This is a genomic window from Streptomyces sp. NPDC027185 (genome assembly GCF_055567035.1).
On the sequence record NZ_JBVHRF010000002.1, the window covers coordinates 899,130 to 923,552 of the forward strand.

Genomic DNA, 24,423 nt, shown 5'->3' on the forward strand with positions numbered 1-24,423 from the left:
CGGGGCGGCACCGCGCCTCCCCCGCGGGCCCGGCCGCCCTCCACGACCGGGCCCCGGGGCCGGGCCCGGCCCCGGCCCCGCCGAGGGGGCCGGTGCCGCACCGGACGCGGTGCCGGCCCCCTCTCCGGACGCACCGGCGGACGGCGCGCCGCAGGCGCCTCCCACCGGTACGCCGTCCTCGGGCGCCGCGTCGCACGGCACCCCGCTCCCACACCCCCGGGGAGAAGCGTGATCATGTTCATCGCCGCAACGCCCCCCAGGTGTCCGGCCCGACGACGCCGTCCCGGGCCAGTCGCGCCGCCTTCTGGAAGGCGCGGACCGCGCGCTCGGTCCGTAGGCCGTACACGCCGTCGGCGACACCCGGGTCGTAGCCGTGGTGGCGCAGCAGGCACTGGGCCTCGACGACCGCCCAGCCGGTGCTGCCGGTGCCCAGCAGCCGGACCTCGGTGCGGCTGTGCCCGGCGTACAGGAAGCCGCCGCTGCGGGTCAGCACACAGCCGCGTTCCTGGCCACGGCGGACGGTGAACACGCCCTGGGCCGCGTCGACCGGTTCCGGGCCCAGCCAGGGGCGGCCCGCCAGCAGTCCAGCGACGAAGGTCGCCAGCATCACGCCGCCCAGCACCCCGACCACCTTGGTCCGGGGGCCGCCGTCCTCACCGCCGTCGAGCGGCTGCGGCGCCCCCGGGCGGGGCAGTTGGGCCGGGACCACGGGGCGCTCCGGCACCGCCGCGCGCCGGGTGACCGGCTGCGCGCGCCGCTCCTCCCACGCCTCGGCGGCCGACCGCCACAGCGCCAGCAGCCGCACCGGATCGGCCGCGCAGAGCCGCGCCAGCGCCTCGACGGCGTCGCGCGGCGGCAGTTCCTCGGCGTTGAGGTACCGCTCCCAGGACGCGCGGCCGTACGGGGTCCGGGCGGCGAGCGTGAGGAGGCTCAGCCCGCTGCGGCGCTTCAACGTCCGCATCCGTACCGCGAGGTGTCGCACCCGGTGGTCCGGAGGGACGGGCAGTTCCTGCCAACGTGCCATGTTCACCCCATAGGCATGCGGTGTCTCCCGGCAAGGAGGCGCCTCGATCTGCCTACAGATACCAAGGTTCCGGCCCCCGGTGAGCGGCGGAAACAGGGGCGGCGAGGGCCTCCCCGGCGCGTACAGGGCCCCCGCGCCCGCGCTCCGCGCTCCCTCCCCCGCGACCCGCGCCCACCGCGCCCCGCACCCCGCACCCCGCCCGCACCGTCCCGTCAGGCCGGCGCCGCACCGCACCCCGGACACCACCCGGCCCGGAACCACCGGCCGGTACGTACGGACTGATGGCCGGTGCCCGCCCCGCCCCGTCACCGTCACCGTCGGGCACGGACAGCACGGACAGCACGGACAGCACGGACGGCACGGACGGCACGGACGGCACGGAGCAGCCTTCAGGAAGCCTCGCTGAACGATCCCGGACGATCCGGCCGGGCCGCCCGCACCGGGAACGGCGGACCGTCCGCCCCGACGGCCCGCACCGGGAACGGCGGACCGTCGCCCGCCCCGGAGCCGAGGGCCCGGCACCGCCCGCACGGAGAACGACGGCGGGCCGCCCTCCCCGAAAGGAGAGGGCGGCCCGCCGTCAGGGACCCGGTCCGGCTACCGGACCGTGAGATGCACCAGGTCGTCCAGGAACGGCAGGTGCAGCCACGGCTTGGGCTGCACCATCAGCGCCAGGATCACGATCACGAAGCCGAGCACGCCGTAGGTCAGCATGTCCGTGAAGCGGGAGCGGACGGCCAGCATGCCGACCGAGGGCAGCGCCCAGCGCAGCGCGGCGCCGCCCAGCAGGGCCAGACCGATCACGATCGAGCCGATCCGGAACACATCGACCGCGACGAGCAGCAGCCCGAGGCCGACACCGCCCATGACCGAGAGCAGCGGCCACTGGCGGACCGGTGCCGCGTGGTCGCCCGGCGCCGCCCGGCCGCCGCCCTGCGGGCGTGCGGTGTCCCTCGTCAGCTGCGGGAAGCGGCGCGTCAGGCGCCGGGGCCCGGACGCGCCGTCCGGGTGCGCTGCGTCGCCCATGGCCGCCTGTCCCTCCGTGTTCATTCGTGCCGTCCGTCGTCCTGGGTCGTGGATGGTCGCCCGCGCCGGTCAGCCGGCCGCGCGCTCGGCCGCCTCGACGACGTTGACCAGCAGCTGGGCGCGGGTCATCGGGCCGACGCCGCCCGGGTTGGGGGCGACCCAGCCGGCGACCTCGGCGACGCCGGGGTGCACATCGCCGACGATCTTGCCGTTCTCGTCCCGGCTGACGCCGACGTCGAGGACGGCCGCGCCCGGCTTGACGTCCTCGGGCTTGACGAGGTGCGGCACACCGGCGGCGGCGACGATGATGTCCGCCTGCTTGAGGTGCGCGGACAGGTCACGGGTGCCGGTGTGGCACTGCGTGACGGTGGCGTTCTCCGACTTGCGGGTCAGCACCAGCGGCATCGGGCGCCCGATGGTGATGCCCCGGCCGACCACGACGACGTGCGCGCCGTTGATCTGCACGCCGTGGCGGCGCAGCAGCTCCACGATGCCGTACGGGGTGCAGGGCAGCGGGCCGGTCTCGCCGAGAACGAGCTTGCCCAGGCTCATCGGGTGCAGGCCGTCGGCGTCCTTGGCCGGGTCCATCAGCGCGAGGACGCGGTTGGTGTCGATGCCCTTGGGGAGCGGGAGTTGGACGATGTAGCCGGTGCACTCGGGGTTGTCGTTCAGCTCCCGGACGACCGCCTCGATGTCCTCCTGCGTGGCGCTCGCGGGCAGCTCACGCTGGAGGGAGGCGATGCCCACCTGGGCGCAGTCGCGGTGCTTGCCGTTGACGTACCAGCGGCTGCCGGGGTCGTCGCCGACCAGGACGGTGCCGAGACCGGGCTGGACACCCTTGGCCTTCAGCGCTTCCACCCGCTCGGTCAGTTCGGACTTGATCGCGGCGGCGGTGGCCTTGCCATCGAGAATCTGGGCGCTCATACCCCCATCCTCCCGGATGGGGGCGGCCGCGTACCAATCGGGCCCGCCGCTCGGCGTTCCGGCTGCTCAATGCCGAGAAAACGGAAGTTGATCATTGCACTTGCACAACACCTTCCCACCGCGACTGGACAACGTTCATCGACAACTAGAAGGATTGCCCGCCAGTGCCGCAGGCATCATCGGGGGCAAGCCAAGTGAAACAACCTGTATTCCTCCGAAGTCGCGCCGCGTCGTCCCCCACTGACCCAACGGAGGAAAACACCACATGAGCTTCGGCGACCCGAACAACCCGTACGGCCAGCAGCCGCAGCAGGCCCCGTACGGCCAGCAGCCGCCGGTCCCGCCGCAGGGCCAGCCCGGTTACGGCTACCCGCAGCAGCCCGCCGCTCCCCAGCAGCAGCCCTACGGCTACCCGCAGCAGCAGGTCCCGCAGCAGGGCTACGGCTACCCGCAGCAGGCCGGTGTGCCCGGTATGCCGACCGGCTACGCGAGCTGGGGCGCCCGCGTCGGCGCGTACCTGATCGACGGTCTGATCGTCGGTGTCGTGCCGATGATCCTCTACATCATCGCGATCATCGTCGCCGCCTCGTCGGCCAGCTCGGTCCAGTCGGACCTCAACAGCTGTGCGCCGGGCGACCTCCAGTGCGTCAACGACGTCTCCAACTCCGCCTCCGCCGGTATGCCGGTCTTCGCGATCCTGCTGATCGTCCTGGCGGGTCTGGCCGCGCTGTGCGGTGGCATCTTCCTGATCGCCAAGGAAGGCAGCACCGGTCAGACGCCCGGCAAGAAGGCGCTGCACATCAAGCTCGTCAGCGAGGCGACCGGTCAGCCGCTCGGCTTCGGTATGGCCTTCCTCCGGAAGATCTGCCACGCCGTGGACAGCATGCTGTGCAGCCTGGGCTACCTGTGGCCGCTGTGGGACGAGAAGTCCCAGACCTTCGCCGACAAGATCGTCAGCTCGGTCGTCGTCAAGACCCAGTGAGCCGGTGCGGGGCCGGTCCCCGCGTCCTGTGAAGGCCCTCGCCGCACCGCGGCCGGGGGCCTTCGCGGCGCCATGAGGACCCGGCCACCGTCCCGCTCGTCCGGCCACCCCGCCCGAAGGACCGCTCGTGAGCTACCCGAACCAGAACCCCTACAGCCAGCCGCCCGCGCCCCAGCCGGGGTACGGCTTCCCCGCCCAGCAGCCCGGACCCTACGGGCCCTACCAGGGCGGCGGCATGCCGCCCGGGATGCCGCCGGGCGGCATACCGCAGCCGCCGCTCACCGGCATGCCCGGCGGGGTGAAGGCCGCCCGGGTGCTGCTGTTCGTGCTCGCCGGTATGAACCTCATCGGTCTGTGCCTGGCGGTGGCCGGACTCGGCGCGGTCAGCCGGGCGGCGCGCACCGCCATGGGGCAGAGCCGTGACACGACCGCCGTCGGCAAGGGCCTGCTGATCTTCCTGATCGTGGTCATCGCGATCTTCACGGTGCTGGCCGTCGTCCTGGCGCTGCAGTTCGCCAACGGCGGCAACGGCGTCCGGGTCGGCGCCGCCGTCTTCGGCGCGGCGACCCTGGTGGTCAGCTTCTGCGTCTTCCCGTTCGGTCTGATCCACACCGTGATGGGCATCCTGATCATCGCCTTCACCTCGAAGGAGGACGGCAAGGCGTGGTTCAACCGCCCGCGGTACTGACCCCGTACCGCCCGTCCGCAGGCCCCCTCCGCACCGCGCGAGGGGGCCTGCGGCCGTTCCGGGGGCCTCCGCCTGACGGGATGGTGCCGGAGCCCGGCCCGTCCGGCGAAGGCCGGCGCCCTCGCCCGCCCCGGCCTCCCGCCCACGCGGGCACGGATCGAGACCGGAAACGAGGCGATCACTTTCACGGGGCCATCCCTGCCTCCGCAGGGCACAACCGAAATCCGCGACACACCATGGGGTCGCCACGGGGGCATCCCCGCTTACGCGGGGCTCACCATCCCGAGCAGCGAGTTCAGCAGAACTCGGCGCGGACGGCGAGCAGTTCCGCGGATTACGACGGGTGGACCGGCCGCGGCCGGTTCCCGACTCGTCCGCGCAGAGGTGCTTCGGGACCGCTTCACCCGAGTGGAAAAAGACGCCGGGGCCCCGCCCCTCAGACGCGCGAACGGACCGCGCCCCGTCACAAAGGACGACGCACGGCCCGTCGGCATGCCCCGTAAGGGGCGGCGGCTCAGTGGAAGAAGTGCCGGGTCCCGGTGAAGTACATCGTCACGCCGGCCTTCTCGGCGGCCTCGACGACCAGTTCGTCACGGACCGAACCGCCGGGCTGCGCCACGGCCTTGACGCCCGCCTCGGCCAGCACCTCGAAGCCGTCGGGGAAGGGGAAGAACGCGTCGGAGGAGGCGTACGCGCCGCGCGCCCGCTCCTCACCCGCGCGCTGGACGGCGAGCTTGGCGGAGTCGACGCGGTTGACCTGGCCCATGCCGACGCCGACGGTGGCGCCGTCCTTGGCGAGCAGGATCGCGTTGGACTTCACCGCGCGGCCGGCGCGCCAGGCGAAGGCCAGCTCGGCCAGTTCGGCGTCGGAGAGCGCCTCGCCGGTGGCCAGCGTCCAGTTGGCCGGGTCGTCGCCGTCGGCCTGGAGCCGGTCGGTGACCTGGAGGAGCGCACCGCCGTCGATCGGCTTGACCTCGACGGGCGCGGACGGGGCGCCGGGCACCCGCAGAACGCGGATGTTCTTCTTCCTCGTCAGCGCCTCCAGCGCGCCGTCCTCGTAGCCGGGGGCCACGATGACCTCGGTGAAGATCTCCGCGACCTGCTCGGCCATCGCCTTGCTGACCGGGCGGTTGACGGCGATGACGCCGCCGAACGCGGAGAGCGGGTCGCACTCGTGGGCCTTGCGGTGCGCCTCGGCGACGTCCTGGCCGATCGCGATGCCGCAGGGGTTGGCGTGCTTGATGATCGCCACGCACGGCTCGTCGTGGTCGTACGCGGCACGGCGCGCGGCGTCCGTGTCGGTGAAGTTGTTGTACGACATCTCCTTGCCGTGCAGCTGCTCGGCGTCGGCGAGGCCGCCTTGCGCTGCCGGGTCGAGGTAGAGCGCGGCGCCCTGGTGCGGGTTCTCGCCGTAGCGCAGGACGTTCTTGCGCTCCAGGGCGGAGCCGAGGAAGTCGGGGAAGCCGGAGTCGTCGGCGGCGGCGTAGTCGGCGGCGAACCAGGAGGCGACGGCCACGTCGTAGGCGGCGGTGTGCCCGAACGCCTCGGCGGCGAGCCGCTTACGGGCGGTGAGGTCGAAGCCGCCCTGTCCGATGGCGTCGAGGACCTCGCCGTAGCGGGCGGGGTTGACGACGACGGCGACCGACGGGTGGTTCTTGGCGGCGGCGCGGACCATGGAGGGGCCGCCGATGTCGATCTGCTCGACGCACTCGTCGGGGGTGGCGCCGGAGGCGACGGTCTCCCGGAACGGGTAGAGGTTGACGATCACCAGGTCGAACGGCTCGACGCCGAGGTCGGCGAGCTGCTTCTGGTGCTCGGTCAGCCGCAGGTCGGCGAGGATGCCCGCGTGGACCTTGGGGTGGAGGGTCTTGACCCGGCCGTCCAGGCACTCGGGGAAGCCGGTCAGCTCCTCGACCTTGGTGACCGGCACACCGGCGGCGGCGATCTTCCCGGCGGTCGAGCCGGTCGACACCAGCTGGACACCGGCCGCGTGCAGCCCCTGCGCCAGCTCCTCCAGACCGGACTTGTCGTAGACGCTGACCAGGGCGCGGCGGATCGGCCGCTTGCTGTCTTCGGCGGTGGCGGTCACGAGATACGTACCTTTCGTCCCTCAATGCGATAGCCGTGACGGGCCAGACGCCCCACGACCTCGACGAGCAGAGTGCGCTCGACTTCCTTGATGCGCTCGTGCAGCGCGGCTTCGTCGTCCTCGTTACGGACCTCCACCACGCCCTGCGCGATGATCGGCCCGGTGTCGACGCCTTCGTCGACGAAGTGGACGGTGCACCCGGTGACCTTCGCGCCGTACGCGAGCGCGTCGCGGACGCCGTGGGCCCCGGGAAAACTGGGCAACAGGGCGGGGTGGGTGTTGACCACCCGGCCGCCGAACCGGGCCAGGAACCGCGGCCCGAGGATCTTCATGAATCCGGCGGAGACGACGAGGTCCGGGGCGTGGGCGGCGGTCGCCTCGGTGAGGGCGGCGTCCCACTCGGCGCGCGAGGCGTGATCGCGGACCTTGCAGACGAAGGTCGGCAGTCCGGCGCGCTCGGCGCGCTCCAGACCGGCGATGGCGTCACGGTCGGCGCCGACGGCGACGATCCGCGCGCCGTACGCGTCGGGCCCCGCCTCGTCGATGGCGTCCAGCAGCGCCTGGAGGTTGGTGCCGGATCCGGAGACGAGGACGACGAGCCGGACCGGGGACGCCTCGGCGTCCGGGCGGCGCGGGGGGAGAAGGGGATCCACGGTGCGGGTCTCTCTCGCGTGGTGCTGCTGCGGTGCGGTGGGCGGGGTGCTGCGGGCCGGTGCCCGCACCCGCCGCCCGACGGCCTTGTCCGGCGTTTGTGCGGTCGTACGAAGCCATGGGTCGCGTGAATACGGGGAACCCTACGAAGGCGCCGACCGTCAGCAACGATACCGGCACACCGAGCGGCCCCCACGGGACGGGGGCGGGCACGGGAGGTAGCGTCGGGCGCAGGAACGCACGCAGTTCACGGTGCTCGTCCCCCCGGCCCCGGCCGGAAGGGCGGCCGAGACAAAGGGAAGACTCACTCCAGATGCCGGACCGACGCCGCCGCGCGGCCCCCCTCCTCCCGCTGCCCGCGACGGCCCCCGGCGCGGCCCGCCTGCCGGGCGGAGGCCCCCTCCGCACCGCCGCTGCTTCCTCCTCCCCGCGCTCCCTGCGGCTCCCCGCCGCCCTCGGCCCGCGCCGCCCCGACGGCGGCCTCGCGCTGCGGTCGGGGGAGCCCGGGGACGGTACGGGGTCCGGCTCCGGGGGCGGCCCGGGTACGGGTCCGGAGACCGGCTCCGGCACGGGCTCCGGCCCGGCCGACGGCACGGACAACGGCTCCGGGACGGCGCCGGAAACCGGCGACGGCTCCGATCCCGGCCGGCGGGAGCGCAATCCCTTCGCGCCGCCGCCCGAGGGCGCGCCGGACCAGGAGTGGCGGCCGCGGCGGCGCGCGGGGCACGACGGCGCCCAGGGGGCGCACCCCGAGGGCGGCCGGGGCGAGGACGGGCCGCCGGCCTGGGGCAGCCAGTGGAGCAGCCGCCAGCCGGGGCGGCAGAGCGGCGGTTTCGGCAACCGCCCCGGGCGCCCCACCGGGCAGGGCGGCCCCGAGGGGCGCCCCGGCGGGCTGCGCTGGGACCCGACCGACCCGGCCCAGCGGCGCGCCCGGTACGCCCTGCTCGCCGGGATGTGGGCGTTCTTCTTCGCGCTCTTCAGCCTCCCGGAGGTCGCGCTGCTGCTCGGCGCGCTCGCCCTCTACTGGGGCATCAGCTCGCTGCGGGCCGAACCGCGCGCCGGGAAGCCGTCCGCCGCGGCGACGACGGCGGCCATGGAGGGCCGCCCGGCACCGCCCGGCGCCCCCTCCGGCGCGGACCGGTCCGCGCCGGCGTCCACCCGTCCGCAGACCACGGCGGCGATCAGCGGCCTGGTCACGGCATCCCTGGCGCTGTTGATGGTGGCCGCGACGTTCTTCGTGAAGCTCGCCTACCGCGACTACTTCACCTGCGTCGACGACGCCCTGACCCGCGCCTCCGCCCAGTCCTGCGAGAAGCTGCTGCCCAAGGAGTTCCGCCCGCTGCTGGGCTCCCAGGACTGACCGTCCGGGTACCGGCGGCCCCCCCCGGCCCCCGCACCTCGCGTACGACCCGAGCCCCCTGGCCCGGCCGCCGGACCCGGCGGTCGCGCCGGGGGGCTCGCGGCTTCTCCGGCGGCGTGGCGGAGCGGCCGCCCCCCTCAGCCGAGGGATCCGGTGTCCCCTGCGGGGCGGCGGCCGCCCGTTTCCACAGGCTCTCCGGGGGCCGGCGGGGCGGTCTCCCCGCCCTGTTCCGGCAGGCCGTCGTCGGCGCGGGACCGCAGCTCCGCCCAGCGGGATTCCCGGGTGCCGTCCTCGTGCCAGGGGTCGAAGCGGTGGAGGAGGATGTCGAGCCCGTACTCGTCGGACGACGCCCGGTCGGCGTCCTGCCGCCCGCCGCCGGACCGCGCCGCCCGCGCCGCTCTCCGCTCCGCCTTGGCGGCTCTCCGCTCCGCCCTCGTCGCCTTGCGCTTCGGCCCGTCCGCCCCGCGCTCCGGCTCCGCGGCTCCGGCCCGTCCCGTCCGCCCCGTTCGCCCGGCCCCTCCCGTGTCCCGGGTCCGCCGGGTGCCGGCCCCGTCACCCGTACGGTGCGACCGGCGCCTCCGGGCGGGCGCGGGCACCCCGGCGCCGTCCGGTCCGGCGGGCGACGGGAGCGCGGGTGCCGTGCCGGGGCCGGCCGGCCGGGGTGGTGCGGTGACGTCCCCCTCCGGTCCGGGCGGCGCCGGAGCGCTCGCCGAGCCGTCCGCGCCCTCCGTTCCCGTCGTACGCCCCTCGGCTCCCGGTGCGTCCGGTGTGCCGTACCCGGGGCGCGTGCGGGCGCGCTTGCGCTGGGAGTGGTGGCGGCAGGCGCGGAGCAGGAGGGCGGACGGGAGGCCCGTGAGGGCGGTCCAGCCGGTGGCGGCGAGGCCGGTCAGCCACCAGGACGGGCCGAAGAGCGCGAGGCGTCCGGTGCCCAGGGCGCCGCCCGCCAGCGCGGCCAGGACCGCCGTCGCGGCGCCGCAGGCGAGGGCGGCGAGGGCCGCCACGCCGAGGGTGGTCCGGCGCCGCCAGGGTGCCGCGGCGTCCGGCCGGGTCGCGAAGTGGGCCGCGTACCGGCCGAGCAGGATGCCCGCGAGGACCGGCCCGGCCGCGACGCTCCAGGTCAGCGGTGTGCCGGGGCCGGGTTCGGGGAGGGCCGCGAGGAGCGGGACGTGCGGGAGGGCGGTGGGCGCGAAGGTGCCCAGCGGGCTCGTGAGGGCGCCCGCGCCCGCGGTGAAGCCGGGGCCCAGGCCGTACGCGGCGCCCCAGACGGCCGCGTTGGGGAGCAGGGCGAGGCAGAGCAGCAGCACGGTGCCGCGGCCGACCCAGTCGGGTGCGAGGGTGAGCAGGTCGCGCCGGGCGTCGCCGGCGTGCAGGACCAGGCCGACGAGGGTGAGCACCGCCCCGGAGGCGAGCAGCGCGAGGGTCGCGGCGGTGGCCGCACGGCGCACCGCCTCCCCGCGCGCGCCCCCCGAGACGGCCCGCAGCCATCGGGGCGCGGTCTCCGGGAACCCGTAGCCGTACCAGGCGCCGAGGGCCAGTGTGCCGGTGGTGACGGCGGGGATCCAGAGCGCGGCGCTGAGCGGGTCGACGCGCAGCGGGCCCGTCGACGTATAGGCCACGGCACCGGCGGTGACCAGCAGATATCCGGTGAGCAGGGCGGTCAGCCGGGCGCCCGGTGAGGCGTCGGACGGTGCGGGCGGGGCGGATGCGGGGCCGTCGCCGTACGGTCCGGCGAGGACGTGGCGGGCGGCCCGGTGGAGCAGCCAGAGGGGCAGGACGCCGAGGAGCAGCGGGGTGAGCGCCACCGGGGCCGGTGCCCCGCCGAGCGTGGCGGTGCGGACGAGGTCGGCGCCGTGCGCGAGGAGCCACAGACCGGCGGCGAGGTGCAGGGCCTCCTCCGGGTCACCGCCGGGGTAGGGCGAGGCGATCCAGAGCAGGAGGACGACGACGGTGACCGCGCCGAGGCCGAGCCCGGCGGCCGTCGCCCCGCCGAAGAAGGCCGCGCCGATCGCGGAGGGGCGGCGCGCGGCGGGGCGGCCGGTCGGGAACGGTCCGGGGCCACGGTCGGTCAGCTCGCTCACGGCGCCATGCTGCCAACAACACCCGATTCCTTCGCGTAGTGACCAAATGACCGACGTGTCGCACATGATCCGCTTATCTGGTTTTTCACACTGTCTTGTGTTCCGGATTACGCACGATCCCCTGAGCGACCCCGAGGCGACTTCGATCGGCGAATCCGGTGCACCGCATACCGGCCCGGACGGGCCGCGTACCGCCGGGGCGCCGGGGCCGCGTGGAGAGGACGGCATGAGTCACCGCAAACGACAGCACCCACGCCGACGGCACCCCGAGCCCCCCGCCCGGCGCCCCCGGACGCGGCGGACCCCGGCCCCGCCGCCCCACGGGACGGACGCGGCGCCCGGGGCGGGCCCGGAACCGGCGGACCACCACCCGCGGCCCGGTCCGGCGCCGTCCCCCGCGGACGCCCGGCCCGGCCACCACCGGGGCGCCGCCTCCGGGCGCCCCGCCCCGCCCCGCGACACCTCGCTCGACGACACCGCCGAGCTGCCGGTCCTCGCCGGGGACCCCGCCGACACCATGGAGATCCCGGTCGTCACCATCGCCCCGCCACGGCCCGGCGTCCGGACCGGTCCGGGCCCGGTGCGGGACCCCGGCGCCGCCGCCGTCGCCGCGTTCGACGCGCTGTACGACCGTCACGCACCGGCGCTGATCCGGCAGGCGTACCTGCTCACCGGGCGGCCCCGGCGCGCCCAGGAGGCGGTCGAGCGGGCGTTCCGGCTGGCGTGGCAGCGCTGGCCCGAGGCGGCCGGCGCCCCGGACCCGGTGAGCTGGGTACGGGCCGCCACCCACGAGTACGCCCTGTCGCCGTGGCACGGACTGCGCGCGGGCCACCGGACGGCGGAGCGCCCGACGCCCACCGCGCCCGCGCCGCCGCCCACCGGGCCCGGCGACCGGGCGCTGCTGGGCGCCCTGCTGGAGCTGCCCGCCCCCTACCGGCGGGTGCTGCTGCTGCACGACGGCGTCGGGCTGGGGCTCGGCGCGACCGCCCTGGAGGTCGAGGCGAGTACCCGGGCGGCGACCGGGCGGCTGGCCCACGCGCGGGCGACGGTCGCGGAACGGATGCCCGAACTGGAGCTGTCCGACGCGTCCCCGGAGCGGCAGGGCGCGATCCTGCACGACCGGCTCGCCAGGCTCGCCGCGGCGCAGCCGGTGGCGCCGCCCCCCGCCGACGAGGTGCGCGGCGGCAGCGACCTGAGTGTGCGCCGGCTGACCTACGGGGCGCTCGGGCTGACCGGACTGCTCGCCGCGACCACCGTCTTCGCGCTGGTCACCGCGGTGTGGCCGGAACAGCCCGCGTCCCCGGAACACCCCCGGACGCCCGCCCGTCCCGCCACCGCCCCGAGCAGCCACCGCCCGCCCCGGGAGGCCGCCGGGCCCGCCCACGACAGCCCGTCACCCGGCACCGGCCCGGCGCACGACCGGGACGACCCCGGCAGCGACGCGTCCGGCCAGGACTACGGCCCCGACCCGGCGGACGACGGCGGGGACGACGAGGACGGCAAGCCCGCCCGCCCCACCCCGGGCGGCGGCCACCCCGGCCCCCGGCCCGCACCGGACACAGCCCCGGGCGCCCCGCCGCGGACCGCCCCCGCCACCGACCCGCCGCGGAAACCGGGCGCCTCGCCCCACCCGGCCCCGCCCGCCCCGGCGCCCACCACCCGCGGCCCGGCCGCTCCCCGGTCCGTCCACCCGCCCGCGGCCCCGTCGGCCACACCACCCGCCCGGCCCCCGTCCGCCCCGGGCCCGCACGGCTGACGCCCGGCCCGGCACCCGACGCCGTACGGAACCGGCCCCCGCCGCACGTACGGCCGCCGGCCCGGGAGCGGCACCGTACGCACCAGGCACCACGCACCGGGCACCAGGCACCGGCCGCGCCTCCGTCCCCCGCCCACCTGGGCAAACGCCACCGGGCCCGCACCCTTTGAAAGGGTGCGGGCCCGGTGGTGCCGGAAGGCTTGGCGTCAGCCGACGAGGATCTCGCGGGCCAGACGGGCGGTCTCCGACGGGGTCTTGCCGACCTTCACGCCGGCGGCCTCCAGGGCCTCCTTCTTCGCCTGGGCGGTGCCGGAGGAGCCGGAGACGATGGCGCCGGCGTGGCCCATGGTCTTGCCCTCGGGCGCGGTGAAGCCCGCGACGTAGCCGACGACCGGCTTGGTGACGTTGGCCTTGATGAAGTCGGCCGCACGCTCCTCGGCGTCGCCGCCGATCTCACCGATCATGACGATCAGCTCGGTCTCCGGGTCGGCCTCGAAGGCCTCCAGAGCGTCGATGTGGGTGGTGCCGATGACCGGGTCGCCACCGATGCCGACGGCCGAGGTGAAGCCGATGTCGCGCAGCTCGTACATCATCTGGTAGGTCAGCGTGCCCGACTTGGAGACGAGACCGATCTTGCCGGGCTTGGTGATGTCGCCCGGGATGATGCCGGCGTTGGACTGGCCGGGGGTGATCAGACCGGGGCAGTTCGGACCGATGATCCGGGTCTTGTTGCCCTTGGTCTTGGCGTGCGCCCAGAAGGCGGCGGAGTCGTGGACCGCGATGCCCTCGGTGATCACGACGGCGAGACCGATCTCGGCGTCGATCGCCTCGACGACGGCGGCCTTCGCGAACTTCGGCGGCACGAAGATGACGGAGACGTCGGCGCCGGTCTGCTCCATCGCCTCGGCGACGGAACCGAAGACGGGCACCTCGGTGCCGTCGAAGTCGACCTTCTCGCCGGCCTTGCGGGGGTTCACGCCGCCGACGATGTTGGTGCCGTCACCGAGCATGAGCTTGGTGTGCTTCATGCCGGTGGCACCGGTCATCCCCTGGACGATGACCTTGCTGTCCTTGGTGAGGAAGATAGCCATGGTGGTGTCTGACCTCGTCCCTTACTTCGCAGCCGCGAGCTCGGCGGCCTTGTCGGCCGCGCCGTCCATGGTGTCCACGCGCTGCACCAGCGGGTGGTTGGCGTCGCTGAGGATCTTGCGACCCAGCTCCGCGTTGTTGCCGTCGAGGCGGACGACCAGCGGCTTGCTGACGTTCTCACCCTTGGACTTCAGCAGCTCCAGGGCCTGGACGATGCCGTTGGCGACCTCGTCACAGGCGGTGATGCCACCGAAGACGTTGACGAAGACGGACTTGACGTCCGGGTCGCCGAGGATGATCTCCAGGCCGTTCGCCATGACCTCGGCGGAGGCGCCGCCGCCGATGTCGAGGAAGTTGGCGGGCTTGACGCCACCGTGGTTCTCACCGGCGTAGGCGACGACGTCCAGGGTCGACATGACCAGACCGGCACCGTTACCGATGATGCCGACCTCGCCGTCGAGCTTGACGTAGTTCAGGCCCTTGGCCTTGGCGGCGGCCTCCAGCGGGTTCGCCGCGGCCTTGTCCTCCAGGGCCTCGTGCTCCGGCTGGCGGAACTCGGCGTTGGCGTCCAGGGACACCTTGCCGTCGAGGGCGATGACCTCACCGGAGGCGACCTTGGCCAGCGGGTTGACCTCGACGAGGAGCGCGTCCTCGGCGACGAAGGTCTTCCACAGGGTGACCAGGACGTCGGCGACCTTGTCGGCGACCTCGGCCGGGAACTGACCCGCGGCGACGATCTCCTGGGCCTTCTCCTTGGTGACGCCCTCGTTGGCGTCGACCGGGATCTTGGCGAGCTTCTCGGGGGTGGTCGCCGCGACCTCTTCGATGTCCATGCCACCGGCGACGGAGGCCATGGCCAGGAAGGTGCGGTTGGTACGGTCGAGGAGGTACGAGACGTAGTACTCCTCGACGATCTCGGGAGCGGTCTCCGCGATCATCACCTTGTGGACCGTGTGGCCCTTGATGTCCATCCCGAGGATGTTGGTCGCGTGCTCGACCGCCTCGTCGGGGGTGCCGGCCAGCTTGACGCCGCCGGCCTTGCCGCGGCCGCCGACCTTCACCTGCGCCTTGACGACCGACTTGCCGCCCAGACGCTCGGTCGCCTCGCGGGCTGCCTCAGGCGTGTCGATGACTTCACCGGCCAGCACCGGTACACCGTGCTTGGCGAAGAGGTCCCTCGCCTGGTACTCGAACAGGTCCACGCGCGTCCGTCCCTTGTCTTCTCAGAATCGCCGTAGTGATCGCGGGTCGTTCTCTGCGATGGGCGTGCCGCGAAGGGCAACGTGACGGCGCTGTCACAGGGGAGGCGTACACGGTGACCGAATACGCGGCATGTCCGTCTCGCAGGTTATCGCCGCAGGCGGTGCGGCCCTAAATCACAGCTCACGCTGGAGCGGTGATTACGGTCACAGAATCGCAGGCAGTACCCGTACGGACGCCTTGGACCGGGGGTTTCGCCACGGCCGGAGGCGTCACTGTGGAACGCCTCACGTCACCGCCCGAACGGCCGTCCGCCACGGAATCCGCGCACCGTTCCAGCCACCCCCGCCGCCCCGGAGGGCGCACCGGCGCACGACACCGTGCACGGCGCACGACGACCTGGTGCACTACCCGCCGCCCACCTGGGTACAAGGGGAGTGCCCGGCCCGGGGCCGGGTGCCCGCGCGGTCCGCCGTCCGTACGACGACCGGCGCGCGGCCGCCGGGACCGTCCGTCCCGCTCCGCCACGACGGGCGGCGACGGCCACGACGACAGCATGGGGGAATCCGATGGCGACACCACTCACCGCGTCCGGCCTGCTCAAGGCGTTGCGCGACGAGGGGCTGACCGTCCATGAGGTACGCGACTGGCGTACCCACAACCGCAACGCCCAGGGCGCCTGGGGCCCGCTGAACGGCGTGATGATCCACCACACCGCCACCAAGGGCACCGACAACTCCGTGGCGCTCTGCTACGAGGGCCGCTCCGACCTGCCCGGACCGCTCTGCCACGGCGTGATCGACAAGAAGGGCGAGATCCACCTCGTCGGCAACGGCCGAGCCAACCACGCCGGGCCGGGCGACGGCGACGTCCTGCGCGCCGTCGTCGCCGAGGAGAAGCCGCCGCACGACAACGAGGCCGACACCGACGGCAATCCGCACTTCTACGGCTTCGAATGCATCAACCTCGGCGACGGCGACGACCCGTGGCCCGAGGCCCAACTCCAGGCGATCGTCCGGGCGTCGGCGGCGCTGTGCCGCGCCCACGGCTGGGGCGAGCGCTCCGTCATCGGCCATCTGGAGTGGCAGCCGGGCAAGGTCGACCCGCGCGGCTTCACCATGGACGCGCTGCGTGCCCGGATCCGTGCCCGGTTGGCGGGTCCGGCCGACGCCGGGGAGACGGAGGGCGGCGGGACGGACGGCGGCGGGGACGCCCCCTCGGCCCACGAGCCGTTCCCCGGGCGGGACTTCTTCCGCTCCGGCACCCGCAGCGCGGTGATCACGGCGATGGGCGAACGCCTGGTCGCGGAGGGCTGCGGCCGCTACCGCCAGGGTCCGGGCCCCGAGTGGACCGACGCGGACCGCGAGTCGTACGCCGCCTGGCAGCGGAAGCTGGGATTCTCCGGCGACGACGCGGACGGCATCCCCGGCCGGGTCAGCTGGGACCGCCTGGCGGTCCCCGCGTCGTAGGGCGAGGTCACGACGGACGGCGGGCGGCCGCGGCGTCAGGGACGTCCGCGTGCGGGCCGGTCACCCGGGGCGGACGTCCGGGCCCGGGGCTGTCCGTGCGCGAGGCCCCGGACGTGCGCCGGGCGAGGTTTCGGACATGCCTGTGGGGCCGGGCCGCCGCCGTCGGCCCGGCCCCACAGGCAGCCGGAAACATGAAGAAGCCGGGTGGCCCTCCCCCACAGAGGGCCACCCGGCTGTTCACGGCGCGACGTCACCCGCGCAGGGGGTGCGTCGCGAAGTCACCGCCGTCAGACGCTCTGGGTCGGGAGCGCGGGGATGGCGGGGACGCTGTCACCGGCCGGGACGCCGGGCAGCGCCGGGATCGAGGGCACGGTGTCACCGGCCGGGATACCGGGCAGCGCCGGGATCGAGGGCACCGTGTCACCGGCCGGGATGCCCGGGACGGAGGGGACGGAGGCCGGGACCGCCGGGACGGCCGGGACACCGGCCGGGAGCGCCGGGATGCCGGCCGCGTCGGTCAGGTCGGTGGGCACGGTGCCGGCGGGCAGCAGCGTCACGACGATGCTCTGCACGGCGGCAGGGGTGACACCGTTGACGGTCTGCTGGGTGACCGGGACGACGAGGGCGAGCGCGCCCTTGACGAGGGAGCCGGTGGCGCCGTGCGCGGGCTTACCGGGGAGCGCCGGGACGGACGGCACCGTCGAGTGCGCCGGCAGCGCGGGGATCGACGGGACCGAGGGGACGGCCGGGGTCGTGGGCAGCGCCGGGACGGACGGAACCGGGTCGGTCAGGTCCGTGAGCTGGGCCAGGTCGGTCAGGTTCGCCGGCGTGCCCAGGTCGGTCAGCTCGGTGACCTTGGTCAGCTTCGTCACCTTGGCGATCTTGGTCACCTTGGCAACCTTGGCAACCTTGGCGACCTTCGTCAGCTTGGCGGGGTCGGTCAGCTCGGCACCGGGAACCGCACGGCTGAGGTCCTCCTGAAGGCGCCCGTACTGGTCACCCTCGGCGATCGTGGTGTGGATGCCGCCCAGGGAGTTGAGGACCGGGCCCAGACCGTCGGTGGCGGGCAGGGCGTCGGTGGCGGGGAGCGCCGGGACCGCGGGAACGCCCGACAGGACGGTCAGGTCGGCCAGGTCGGTCAGGCCGGGGACGGCCGGGACACGGGGCTGCGCCGGGATGACGTGCGGGGTCTTCTCCGCCGCGTTCGACAGACCGGCCGGGGCGCCGTGCTGCAGCGGGAGCGAACGCGTCGTCTTCTTGGCCGCCTTGGAGAGACCGGCCGGGACGCGGGGCTTCGCCGGGATGACGTGCGGCGTCTTCCCCGCCGCGTCGGACAGACCGGCGGGCAGGCCCTTCTCGGCGGGCAGGGCGGGAACGGTGCCGGTCACCTTCTTGCCCGCGTCGGACAGCGAACCGACGGAGGGCAGTTCCGGAACGGCGGGCAGTTCGGCGGCGTTGGCGGCGACGGTGCCGAGGGCCCACAGCCCGGTGGCGGTGGCGGCGACGGCGATGGAACGGCGGATGGCGATACGCATGGGAAGGGATCCTTCGAATTCAGGGGAGTGAACGGGCAGACCTGTGCCGCCCCCGCGCGGCAGGTCACAAGGACGCGGAACGGTCCGCCCTAGCCGGGGAATTCGAGGATGTCGTGGGGCCGGTGACGCGTCGGCGCGTCCGGCGTCCGGTGGGTACCGCCGGGCACCCGCCCGGTGTACGCGGTCTCCGCCACGTACGCGGCGTGCTGATCACCGCGGGGCCCGTGGCCGTCGCCCGTGGTCGGCGAGGCGGGGGTGAACGTCACCCCGGGGAGCGGCGCCGACGCACCGTCCCGGCCCGGCGTACCCGGCGCACGAGAGGCGTCACGCGCCCCTTCTGCGCCGTGCGCCCGCTTCCCGCCGTTCTGCGGCAGGTTCGCCTTCTTCGCAGGTCCGACGCGGTGCGCCGGGCTCTGCGGCGTGCCGTGCGGAGCACCACCGTGCTGCGGCCGACCGCCGTCCCCGGGGTGCCCCGGGTGCGTTCCGGACGGCAGCGGCAGCGTGGCGTCCACCGTGTCGCCCAGCCGCCGCACGAGACCGGTCACCGGGTCGATGACGGTGCGCTCGGCGGTGGGCCGTACGGCGTCGGCGAGGTCGCCGGCCGCGGTCCGTGCCCGGCGTTCGGTCGCCGCGCCCGCCCGGGATCCTTCCCGCGTGACCGCGGTTTTGGAGTGCTCCAGGTGGTCCGGCGACGCGGTCCGGGTGGCGGCCCGGACCGGTGCCGCCGCCTCGGCCGTGGCCTCGGCGGGCGAGGCCGTCGTGCGGCCCCCGGGCACGGCCCGGACCTGCGACGACGGCTGGTCCGACGGCTGATCACCGGTCGGTGCGACGACGTTCGCCGGGGAGAGCTGACCCGGCAGCCGCGTACGGTCGTCCGCGTGGGCGCCGGGGCCGAAGGCGAAGCCGAGGGCCACGAAACCCACCAGGAAGAGCCCCGCCAGCAGCGCACGCCGCACGGCCACGGTGCGCGGCAGGCGCACGGCGGCAGACACGGCGAACACAGCGGACAACGGAGGGGGCCTTCCCAGAAGGACGGGGACACCGGGCACGGGCCACGGCGTCGCTCTCGTCACGGGTGATCAAGCGATGTCCCGATCCTTGCACGAGGGGCCAGGGCACCCGCAAGTCCCCTCGGCGCTCCTGTCACGTTCCTCCGCCATGTCCGGTATGACGTACGAACGGCTTTCGATTTACCGGGGAATGGAGGCTGAACGGGGGCGCGGCCAGGGGGATCGATACGTGTAAGGCGCGGCGTTCGGCCGGGGCTCCCACGGCCTTTCTCGATCTCCCTCGGGATCTACGCGCGTTCCTTGTGTATGTGCGCCGCGAGTTCCCTCATGCGGCGACCATGCCCACGCCGTCGGGTTCATGACAGTACGTCAATGATGAACGGAGGATAGGGCCGCGGTCAGGGGCTGGCAGCAGTATGCGGACCGGAGGCCCGCAGCAGGTACGGGCCGGCCGAGGGGCGAGCGGCAACAGGCGACGGCCATCCCTCATGCACACAGGGGAATTGCCGCGCGGCAGAGGCCGTGCCGCCCGGACCGGAAACACCGAGGCCGGGTGATCCTCCCCCACAGAGGACCACCCGGCGGTTTCGGGGCGTCGGCGCGTCAGTCACGCCGACGGGAGTGCGGCGGACGCCGCCGCCGTACCGGATCGGTATGTCAGCCGGCGGGCAAGCAGATCTCGCGGCCGCTCTGGCTGGGGAAGCAGTGAGCCTCGCCCGGATCGGCGGGGAGGCGGGGGGTCTCGCCACCCTCGACCGGAAGACGGGGGACGACCTGGCCCTCGTCGCCGGACGGGAGCGACGCCCGCTTGACCACGGAGTAACCGGACGGGAGCTCCGGGTACGTGCGGCAGACCTCGCCGGGCCCGGCGTCACAGTCGCCGACCGGCGGCAGAACCACGCGGCCGCCGTCCTCGGCGGCTGCGAAGACCTGGCTGCCGATCTTGTCAGTACCCCGCCAGTCACTGTCGGCCTGGGCGGCGGTGGCGCCGAAGGCGAGCAGACCGGCTGCGGCGGCGGCCACGGCCAGGGAACGGCGAACGGGATGGCGCATGGTGACAATCCTTCGCTTCTGGAATTGACGAACTGGCCTGACCCGCCCCGCGCGGCAGAGCCCGGCGCCGACGGTTCAGGCGCACAACCGGGCTTCTCCGGCGTCCCGTTGGCGGCGGGAACCGGCGAATCCGGAGGTGCGGGGTGTGGGTGTGCCGCGCCCGCCGCGCCGCTCCCCCGGACACCGCCCGTGCGCGGACAGGGCGTACGGAACGACGGAACGGTGAGTGCTCCGCGGGAGGACAGAAACGGTCGCGGCGCGCGGGCCGCGGTTCCGCTCACGTCGTGGGCGATACGGCGACCTTGCCCGGAGCGGCGGCCGGCCGCAAGGTCCGTCCGTACGACCCGTCACCGTTGCTCCGGCATGTCGGCTATGGATAGGGGGCGCTTTTCGATTGCTGCGGCCATGACATCCGGGAACCGGTCCGGCGTACAGGCGAACGCCGGTACGCCCAGGGCCGCCAGAGCCGCCGCGTGCTCCCGGTCGTAGGCGGGCGCGCCCTCGTCGGACAGGGCGAGCAGGCAGACGAACTGCACCCCCGCCGCCTTCATCGCGGCGACCCGCCCGGTCATCCCGTCGCGGATGCCGCCCTCGTAGAGATCGCTGATGAGGACGACGACGGTGTCGGCGGGGCGGGTGATGCGGGACTGACAGTAGGCGAGCGCGCGGTTGATGTCCGTACCGCCGCCGAGTTGGGTGCCGAAGAGGACGTCCACCGGGTCGTCGATCCGGTCGGTGAGATCGACGACGGAGGTGTCGAAGACGACCAGCCGGGTGTCGAGGCTCCGCATCGAGGCGAGGACCGCGCCGAAGACCGAGGCGTGGACGACGGACGCGGCCATCGAGCCGGACTGGTCGAGGCAGAGCACCACCTCCTTCCGCGCGGACCGCGCGGCGCGGCCGTACCCGATCAGCCGTTCGGGGACGACCGTGCGGTGCTCGGGCAGGTAGTTCTTGAGATTCGCGCGGAGGGTGCGGTCCCAGTCGATGTCGCGGTGGCGGGGACGGGCGGTGCGGGCCGAGCGGTCCAGCGCGCCGGTGAGGGTGGCGCGGGTCCGTGCCGCCAGCCGTCGCTCCAGCTGTGCGACGACCTTCCGGACGACGGCCCGTGCGCTCTCCCGGGTCGTCCCGGGCATGGCTTTGCCGAGCGTCAGCAGGGTGCTGACCAGGTGGACGTCCGCCTCCACCGCTTCCAGCAGCTCCGGCTCCAGCAGCAGTGCGGACAGGCCGAGCCGGTCGATGGCGTCCCGCTGCATGAGCTGGACGACCGGGGTGGGGAAGTACCTGCGGATGTCACCGAGCCAGCGCGCCATGCCGGGCGCGGACGCGCCGAGTCCGGCGGCGCGCCGCCCGCCGGCGCCCCGTCCGGCGCCGTCCCGGTCGGCACCGCCTTGGTCGTAGAGGGCGGTGAGCGCCTCGTCCATCGCCCGGTCCTGTCCGCGCAGTTCGCGTCCGGTGCCGTCCCCCTCTCCGCCGCCGAGCACCATCCGCCAGCGCCGCAGCCGCTCGTCCGCCGGGGCGGGAGGCGCGAGCGCGGCGGGGCCGGGTGTGGTGGGGCCGAGGATGGTGGGGCTGGTGGTCGTGGCAGCCGGATCGGTGCGCTCGATGGCGTTCAACAGGCCCTCCCCAAAGGGTCGTCGGCGTACGGGGCGGAGTCGAGCAGCAGATGGAGGACGGGCAGGACGGCGGCGGCGCGGTCACGGTCGAGCCCGGGACCGAAGCCGGGGACCGGTACGGCGTCGTCCGGGCCCGTGCCGCGCCCCGGTGCTCGTGGTGCGAGGGCGGCGGGGCCCCGGCGTATCAGCTCGCCGAGGGCGCGGCGGACCCCGGGCCCGTACCCGGCGAACGTCCTGCGCAGCAGCGGCAGAACGTCCGTGAACGCCTCCGGCGGTACCCCCGTCAGCCAGTCGTCGACGAGGGCGAGCAGCCGCTCGTCGTGGACCAGCAGCATGCCGTCGCCGTCCCCGCCGCCGGCGAAGCCCTCGATCCATCCGGCGGCGTCCGCGGGAGGCGCGGCGGGCGACAGGGCGAGCCCCATCAGCCGCGCCACGCCCTCGTCACCGAGCCGCCCGTCGTCCCGCAACAGCCGCGCCGCCCGCCCCCGGAGCAGCCCCGGCACCCCCTCCCGCCCGGCGACCGCCCGCAGCGCCCGCGCCCACCGGTCACCGGGGCTCACATCGGAGGCCACACCTGGGGTGGCGGGCCCGGTGAGGGCCGGGGACGGCCCGACGGGGAGTGTGTCCGCAGTGGGCGCGAGGTCGGTGAGGGGTGCGGGCGCTCGGGTGTGTCCGGCCGCCTTCGAACTCACCTTGATATCAGCGGTGTTGAGCACTCCGTCCGTACCTGCGTGTCCGGAGGAAGCGGGTCCCGTGTTGAGGCCAGGGACCTTGGCCGACCCGTTCGAGTCGGCGCGCTCGGGTCCCTCGGGGAGTCCGGTGCCCTCGATGGCTTCGGTGCCCCTGCCCCCCTCGGGTACCTCGTCGGCTCCGGTGCCCCCGGCCCCTCCCCCGGTGGCCTCCGGACGGTTCAGCAGGGTGACCGCCCGGTGGGTGGCGTCGAGGTGGCCGCGCATCTCGGTGGCGGCGTCCGCGTCGAGGCCGGCGCAGGCGGGCGGCAGTCCGACGAAGACCCGCTCGGTCAGCCCGGCGGCCACCTCACGCAGCGCCGCGCCGTCCGTGCCGCGCACATCTCCGTAGCGGACGGCCCGGACGAGGGCGGGAAGCGCCTGGGCGAGCCGTCCGACGTCGGTGTCCAGCGCGGCGCGGTCCGCCAGCACGCGCATGACCTGCGGCAGAGCATCGGACACCCCGGCGAGCAGGCAGCTCTCGGCGACGGCGGTGACCCCGGCGAGCACGGTGGCGGCGGACGCGTCCGCCTCGGCCTTGGCGGTGGCGGCGGACCGGACGGTCGTCCCCCAGATCCCGGCCTCGGCGACCTTCACCGACAGTTCGGGCTCCCAGCGCAGCCGCCAGGTCTCACGGAACGTACCGGTGGTGGTGCGCGACCGGACCGGCTCGCCCCACGGGATGCCGAGGAGGCGCAGCCGGTGCAGCAGGCGGCTGCGCCCGGCGTCCGTCTCCTTGCGCAGGTCCAGCTCCACCTCGCGCTCGGCGGCCTCCGGCTTGAGACGCAGGGTGCGTGCGGTGCGGGTCAGATCGCGCTGCAGGGGGACGGCCGGCGCGTCGTCGGGCACCTCCCCGAGGGCGTCCCCGACGACGAGCCGGTCGTGGATCAGCGCGGCCGGGACGTCGGAGCCGTCGCCCATCACGGCGCGGATCGCGTCGGTGGTCTCGGCGAGCCCCGGGAGCGGCCTGCCGCGGACCGCGGCGAGCCCTTGGGCGAGACGTACGGCCTCGATGACGTGCGCCGGGGAGACGGCGTGGTCCTCCTCCCGGAGCAGCTCGGCGGCCCGGGTCAGCCAGCGTTCGACGGGCCGGTCGGGCGCCCGGAAGAGGTGGCCGTACCAGCCGGGTGAGGCGATACCGGCGCCGTACCCGCTGTGCCGGGAGAGGCGGCGGTGGGTCCAGGGCACCCAGGTCAGCTCGGCCTTGACCTTGGGCAGGCCGGTCAGGAGCCGGCGGTCGGCGGCCACCGTCGTGCGGCGGGTCAGCGCCGGGACGTGCCAGGCACCGCAGACCACGGCGACGCGGTCCCCGAACTCCCGCCGGGCGGCCCGGATCCGCAGCCGCATATGGGCCTCGCGGACCGGGTCGTCGGACCGCCCGCCGTCGCCGTACGTCTCGCGCAGGGCGGCCATCGCCTCGGCGACGGCGGCGAACGGTGCCAGGGCGTCCGCCTCCCCGGCGCCGTCCGCGGTGCGGTGCTCGACGACGTCCTCCCACCACGCCTCGGCATCGTCGTATCCGGCGACCCGGGCGAGTGCGCCCAGCGGATCGGTCCGGAGCGCGTCGCCGGCCGCCCCCGGGGCGGCCTCACCGCCGGTGCTCCCCTGCCCCGGGGGCCCGGGTGCGGCCGTCGCGGACGGGTCTCCGGCCGGCCCCGGCACGGCCCCCCGGGTCTCTGCGGCGTCCGGGGGCCCGCCCGGACGGTGGCCGTCCGGCGCCCGTCCGGCGGCGGGGTCCGGCCGGGCCTCGCCGCCCCGCGCCGGTACGGGCTCGGGTGCGGGCTCCGGCATCGCCAGGGAGTGGGCGGCCGGGAGGTCGATGAAGCGGACCGGCACCTGCCGTTCCAGGGCCCAGCGCAGCGCCACCCACTCCGGGGAGAACTCCGCCAGCGGCCAGAACGCCGACCGTCCCGGTGCGTCGCGGACGTGGGCGAGCAGGGCGACCGGCGGTCGCATACCGGGGTGCCCGGCGAGCGGCACCAGGGCGTCCGCCTCCGGGGGCCCCTCGATGAGCACCGCACGCGGCGCGGTCCGCTCCAGTGCGGCGCGCACCGCCCGCGCCGAACCGGGCCCGTGGTGCCGCACCCCGAGCAGCACCGGCTCCGTGGAACCGGCGGCGCCGGAGCCGCGCCCGCTCATCCGACC

General features: G+C 74.9%; 18 protein-coding genes. 5 read left to right on the top strand and 13 right to left on the bottom strand.

The genetic code is table 11. The features are described 5' to 3' along the window. Window positions 1-238 precede the first annotated feature (238 nt). The 3 genes from ACZ4M8_RS09155 to ACZ4M8_RS09165 all read right to left on the bottom strand — a co-directional run bounded on the left by ACZ4M8_RS09155 (window position 239) and on the right by ACZ4M8_RS09165 (window position 2,974). On the bottom strand, window positions 239-1,024 hold the full coding sequence (locus tag ACZ4M8_RS09155; protein WP_467604754.1) for a peptidoglycan-binding protein: 786 nt from the start codon (window positions 1,022-1,024) through the stop codon (window positions 239-241). Between the two features lie 597 nt (window positions 1,025-1,621). Next, on the bottom strand, window positions 1,622-2,074 hold the full coding sequence (locus tag ACZ4M8_RS09160; protein ID WP_467604757.1) for a DUF3017 domain-containing protein: 453 nt from the start codon (window positions 2,072-2,074) through the stop codon (window positions 1,622-1,624). A 45-nt stretch (window positions 2,075-2,119) separates the two neighbouring features. Continuing rightward, window positions 2,120-2,974, bottom strand: coding sequence for a bifunctional methylenetetrahydrofolate dehydrogenase/methenyltetrahydrofolate cyclohydrolase (locus tag ACZ4M8_RS09165; RefSeq protein WP_467604759.1), 855 nt, complete (start codon window positions 2,972-2,974; stop codon window positions 2,120-2,122). Between the two features lie 265 nt (window positions 2,975-3,239). Here ACZ4M8_RS09165 and ACZ4M8_RS09170 point away from each other — a divergent pair, with 265 nt between their 5' ends. Beyond that, window positions 3,240-3,956: an RDD family protein gene (locus ACZ4M8_RS09170; RefSeq protein ID WP_467604760.1), complete on the top strand. Its 717-nt coding sequence runs from the start codon at window positions 3,240-3,242 to the stop codon at window positions 3,954-3,956. A gap of 127 nt (window positions 3,957-4,083) precedes the next feature. Further along, window positions 4,084-4,644 carry a hypothetical protein gene (locus tag ACZ4M8_RS09175; protein ID WP_467604763.1) on the top strand — a complete coding sequence of 187 codons (561 nt, stop codon included), beginning with the start codon at window positions 4,084-4,086 and terminating at the stop codon, window positions 4,642-4,644. A gap of 514 nt (window positions 4,645-5,158) precedes the next feature. On the opposite strand, the gene purH is transcribed toward ACZ4M8_RS09175, so the two are convergent. Together purH and purN are read right to left on the bottom strand one after the other, a co-directional pair. After that, complete coding sequence (gene purH / locus ACZ4M8_RS09180; RefSeq protein WP_467604765.1) at window positions 5,159-6,733, bottom strand: bifunctional phosphoribosylaminoimidazolecarboxamide formyltransferase/IMP cyclohydrolase; 1,575 nt, start codon at window positions 6,731-6,733, stop codon at window positions 5,159-5,161. Further along, window positions 6,730-7,386, bottom strand: coding sequence for a phosphoribosylglycinamide formyltransferase (gene purN / locus ACZ4M8_RS09185; protein ID WP_467604767.1), 657 nt, complete (start codon window positions 7,384-7,386; stop codon window positions 6,730-6,732). The genes purH and purN overlap by 4 nt, the downstream gene beginning before the upstream one ends. Before the next feature lie 311 nt (window positions 7,387-7,697). On the opposite strand from purN, the gene ACZ4M8_RS09190 reads away from it, so the two are divergent. Next, a complete protein-coding gene (locus ACZ4M8_RS09190; RefSeq protein ID WP_467604769.1) occupies window positions 7,698-8,744 on the top strand; it encodes a hypothetical protein in 1,047 nt (348 codons plus the stop codon). A 137-nt stretch (window positions 8,745-8,881) separates the two neighbouring features. Here the strand turns inward: ACZ4M8_RS09190 and ACZ4M8_RS09195 are convergent, their stop codons facing one another. Next, window positions 8,882-10,822, bottom strand: a complete 1,941-nt coding sequence (locus ACZ4M8_RS09195) for a cell division protein PerM (RefSeq protein WP_467604772.1) — start codon at window positions 10,820-10,822, stop codon at window positions 8,882-8,884. A 226-nt stretch (window positions 10,823-11,048) separates the two neighbouring features. On the opposite strand from ACZ4M8_RS09195, the gene ACZ4M8_RS09200 reads away from it, so the two are divergent. Beyond that, a complete protein-coding gene (locus ACZ4M8_RS09200) occupies window positions 11,049-12,578 on the top strand; it encodes an RNA polymerase sigma factor (protein ID WP_467604773.1) in 1,530 nt (509 codons plus the stop codon). Between the two features lie 206 nt (window positions 12,579-12,784). Here the strand turns inward: ACZ4M8_RS09200 and sucD are convergent, their stop codons facing one another. After that, the gene (gene sucD, locus ACZ4M8_RS09205; protein WP_399086952.1) at window positions 12,785-13,669 is read right to left on the bottom strand and encodes a succinate--CoA ligase subunit alpha; all 885 of its coding nucleotides are present in this window, start codon (window positions 13,667-13,669) and stop codon (window positions 12,785-12,787) included. 21 nt (window positions 13,670-13,690) lie between these two features. After that, complete coding sequence (sucC, locus tag ACZ4M8_RS09210; RefSeq protein ID WP_399086954.1) at window positions 13,691-14,869, bottom strand: ADP-forming succinate--CoA ligase subunit beta; 1,179 nt, start codon at window positions 14,867-14,869, stop codon at window positions 13,691-13,693. A 567-nt stretch (window positions 14,870-15,436) separates the two neighbouring features. Here sucC and ACZ4M8_RS09215 point away from each other — a divergent pair. Then, complete coding sequence (locus ACZ4M8_RS09215) at window positions 15,437-16,336, top strand: peptidoglycan-binding protein (protein ID WP_467604776.1); 900 nt, start codon at window positions 15,437-15,439, stop codon at window positions 16,334-16,336. A 287-nt stretch (window positions 16,337-16,623) separates the two neighbouring features. Here ACZ4M8_RS09215 and ACZ4M8_RS09220 read toward each other — a convergent pair whose 3' ends face one another. The 5 genes from ACZ4M8_RS09220 to ACZ4M8_RS09240 all read right to left on the bottom strand — a co-directional run bounded on the left by ACZ4M8_RS09220 (window position 16,624) and on the right by ACZ4M8_RS09240 (window position 24,417). Continuing rightward, window positions 16,624-17,871: a hypothetical protein gene (locus tag ACZ4M8_RS09220; RefSeq protein WP_467604778.1), complete on the bottom strand. Its 1,248-nt coding sequence runs from the start codon at window positions 17,869-17,871 to the stop codon at window positions 16,624-16,626. Between the two features lie 89 nt (window positions 17,872-17,960). Further along, a complete protein-coding gene (locus ACZ4M8_RS09225; protein ID WP_467604781.1) occupies window positions 17,961-18,863 on the bottom strand; it encodes a hypothetical protein in 903 nt (300 codons plus the stop codon). Window positions 18,864-19,538: 675 nt separating this feature from the next. Further along, on the bottom strand, window positions 19,539-19,934 hold the full coding sequence (locus tag ACZ4M8_RS09230; protein ID WP_467604782.1) for a hypothetical protein: 396 nt from the start codon (window positions 19,932-19,934) through the stop codon (window positions 19,539-19,541). 347 nt (window positions 19,935-20,281) lie between these two features. Beyond that, entirely contained in the window at window positions 20,282-21,421 is a 1,140-nt protein-coding gene (locus tag ACZ4M8_RS09235; RefSeq protein ID WP_467605331.1) for a VWA domain-containing protein, read from the bottom strand. A 125-nt stretch (window positions 21,422-21,546) separates the two neighbouring features. Continuing rightward, complete coding sequence (locus ACZ4M8_RS09240; protein WP_467605333.1) at window positions 21,547-24,417, bottom strand: DUF5682 family protein; 2,871 nt, start codon at window positions 24,415-24,417, stop codon at window positions 21,547-21,549. Window positions 24,418-24,423 lie beyond the last annotated feature (6 nt).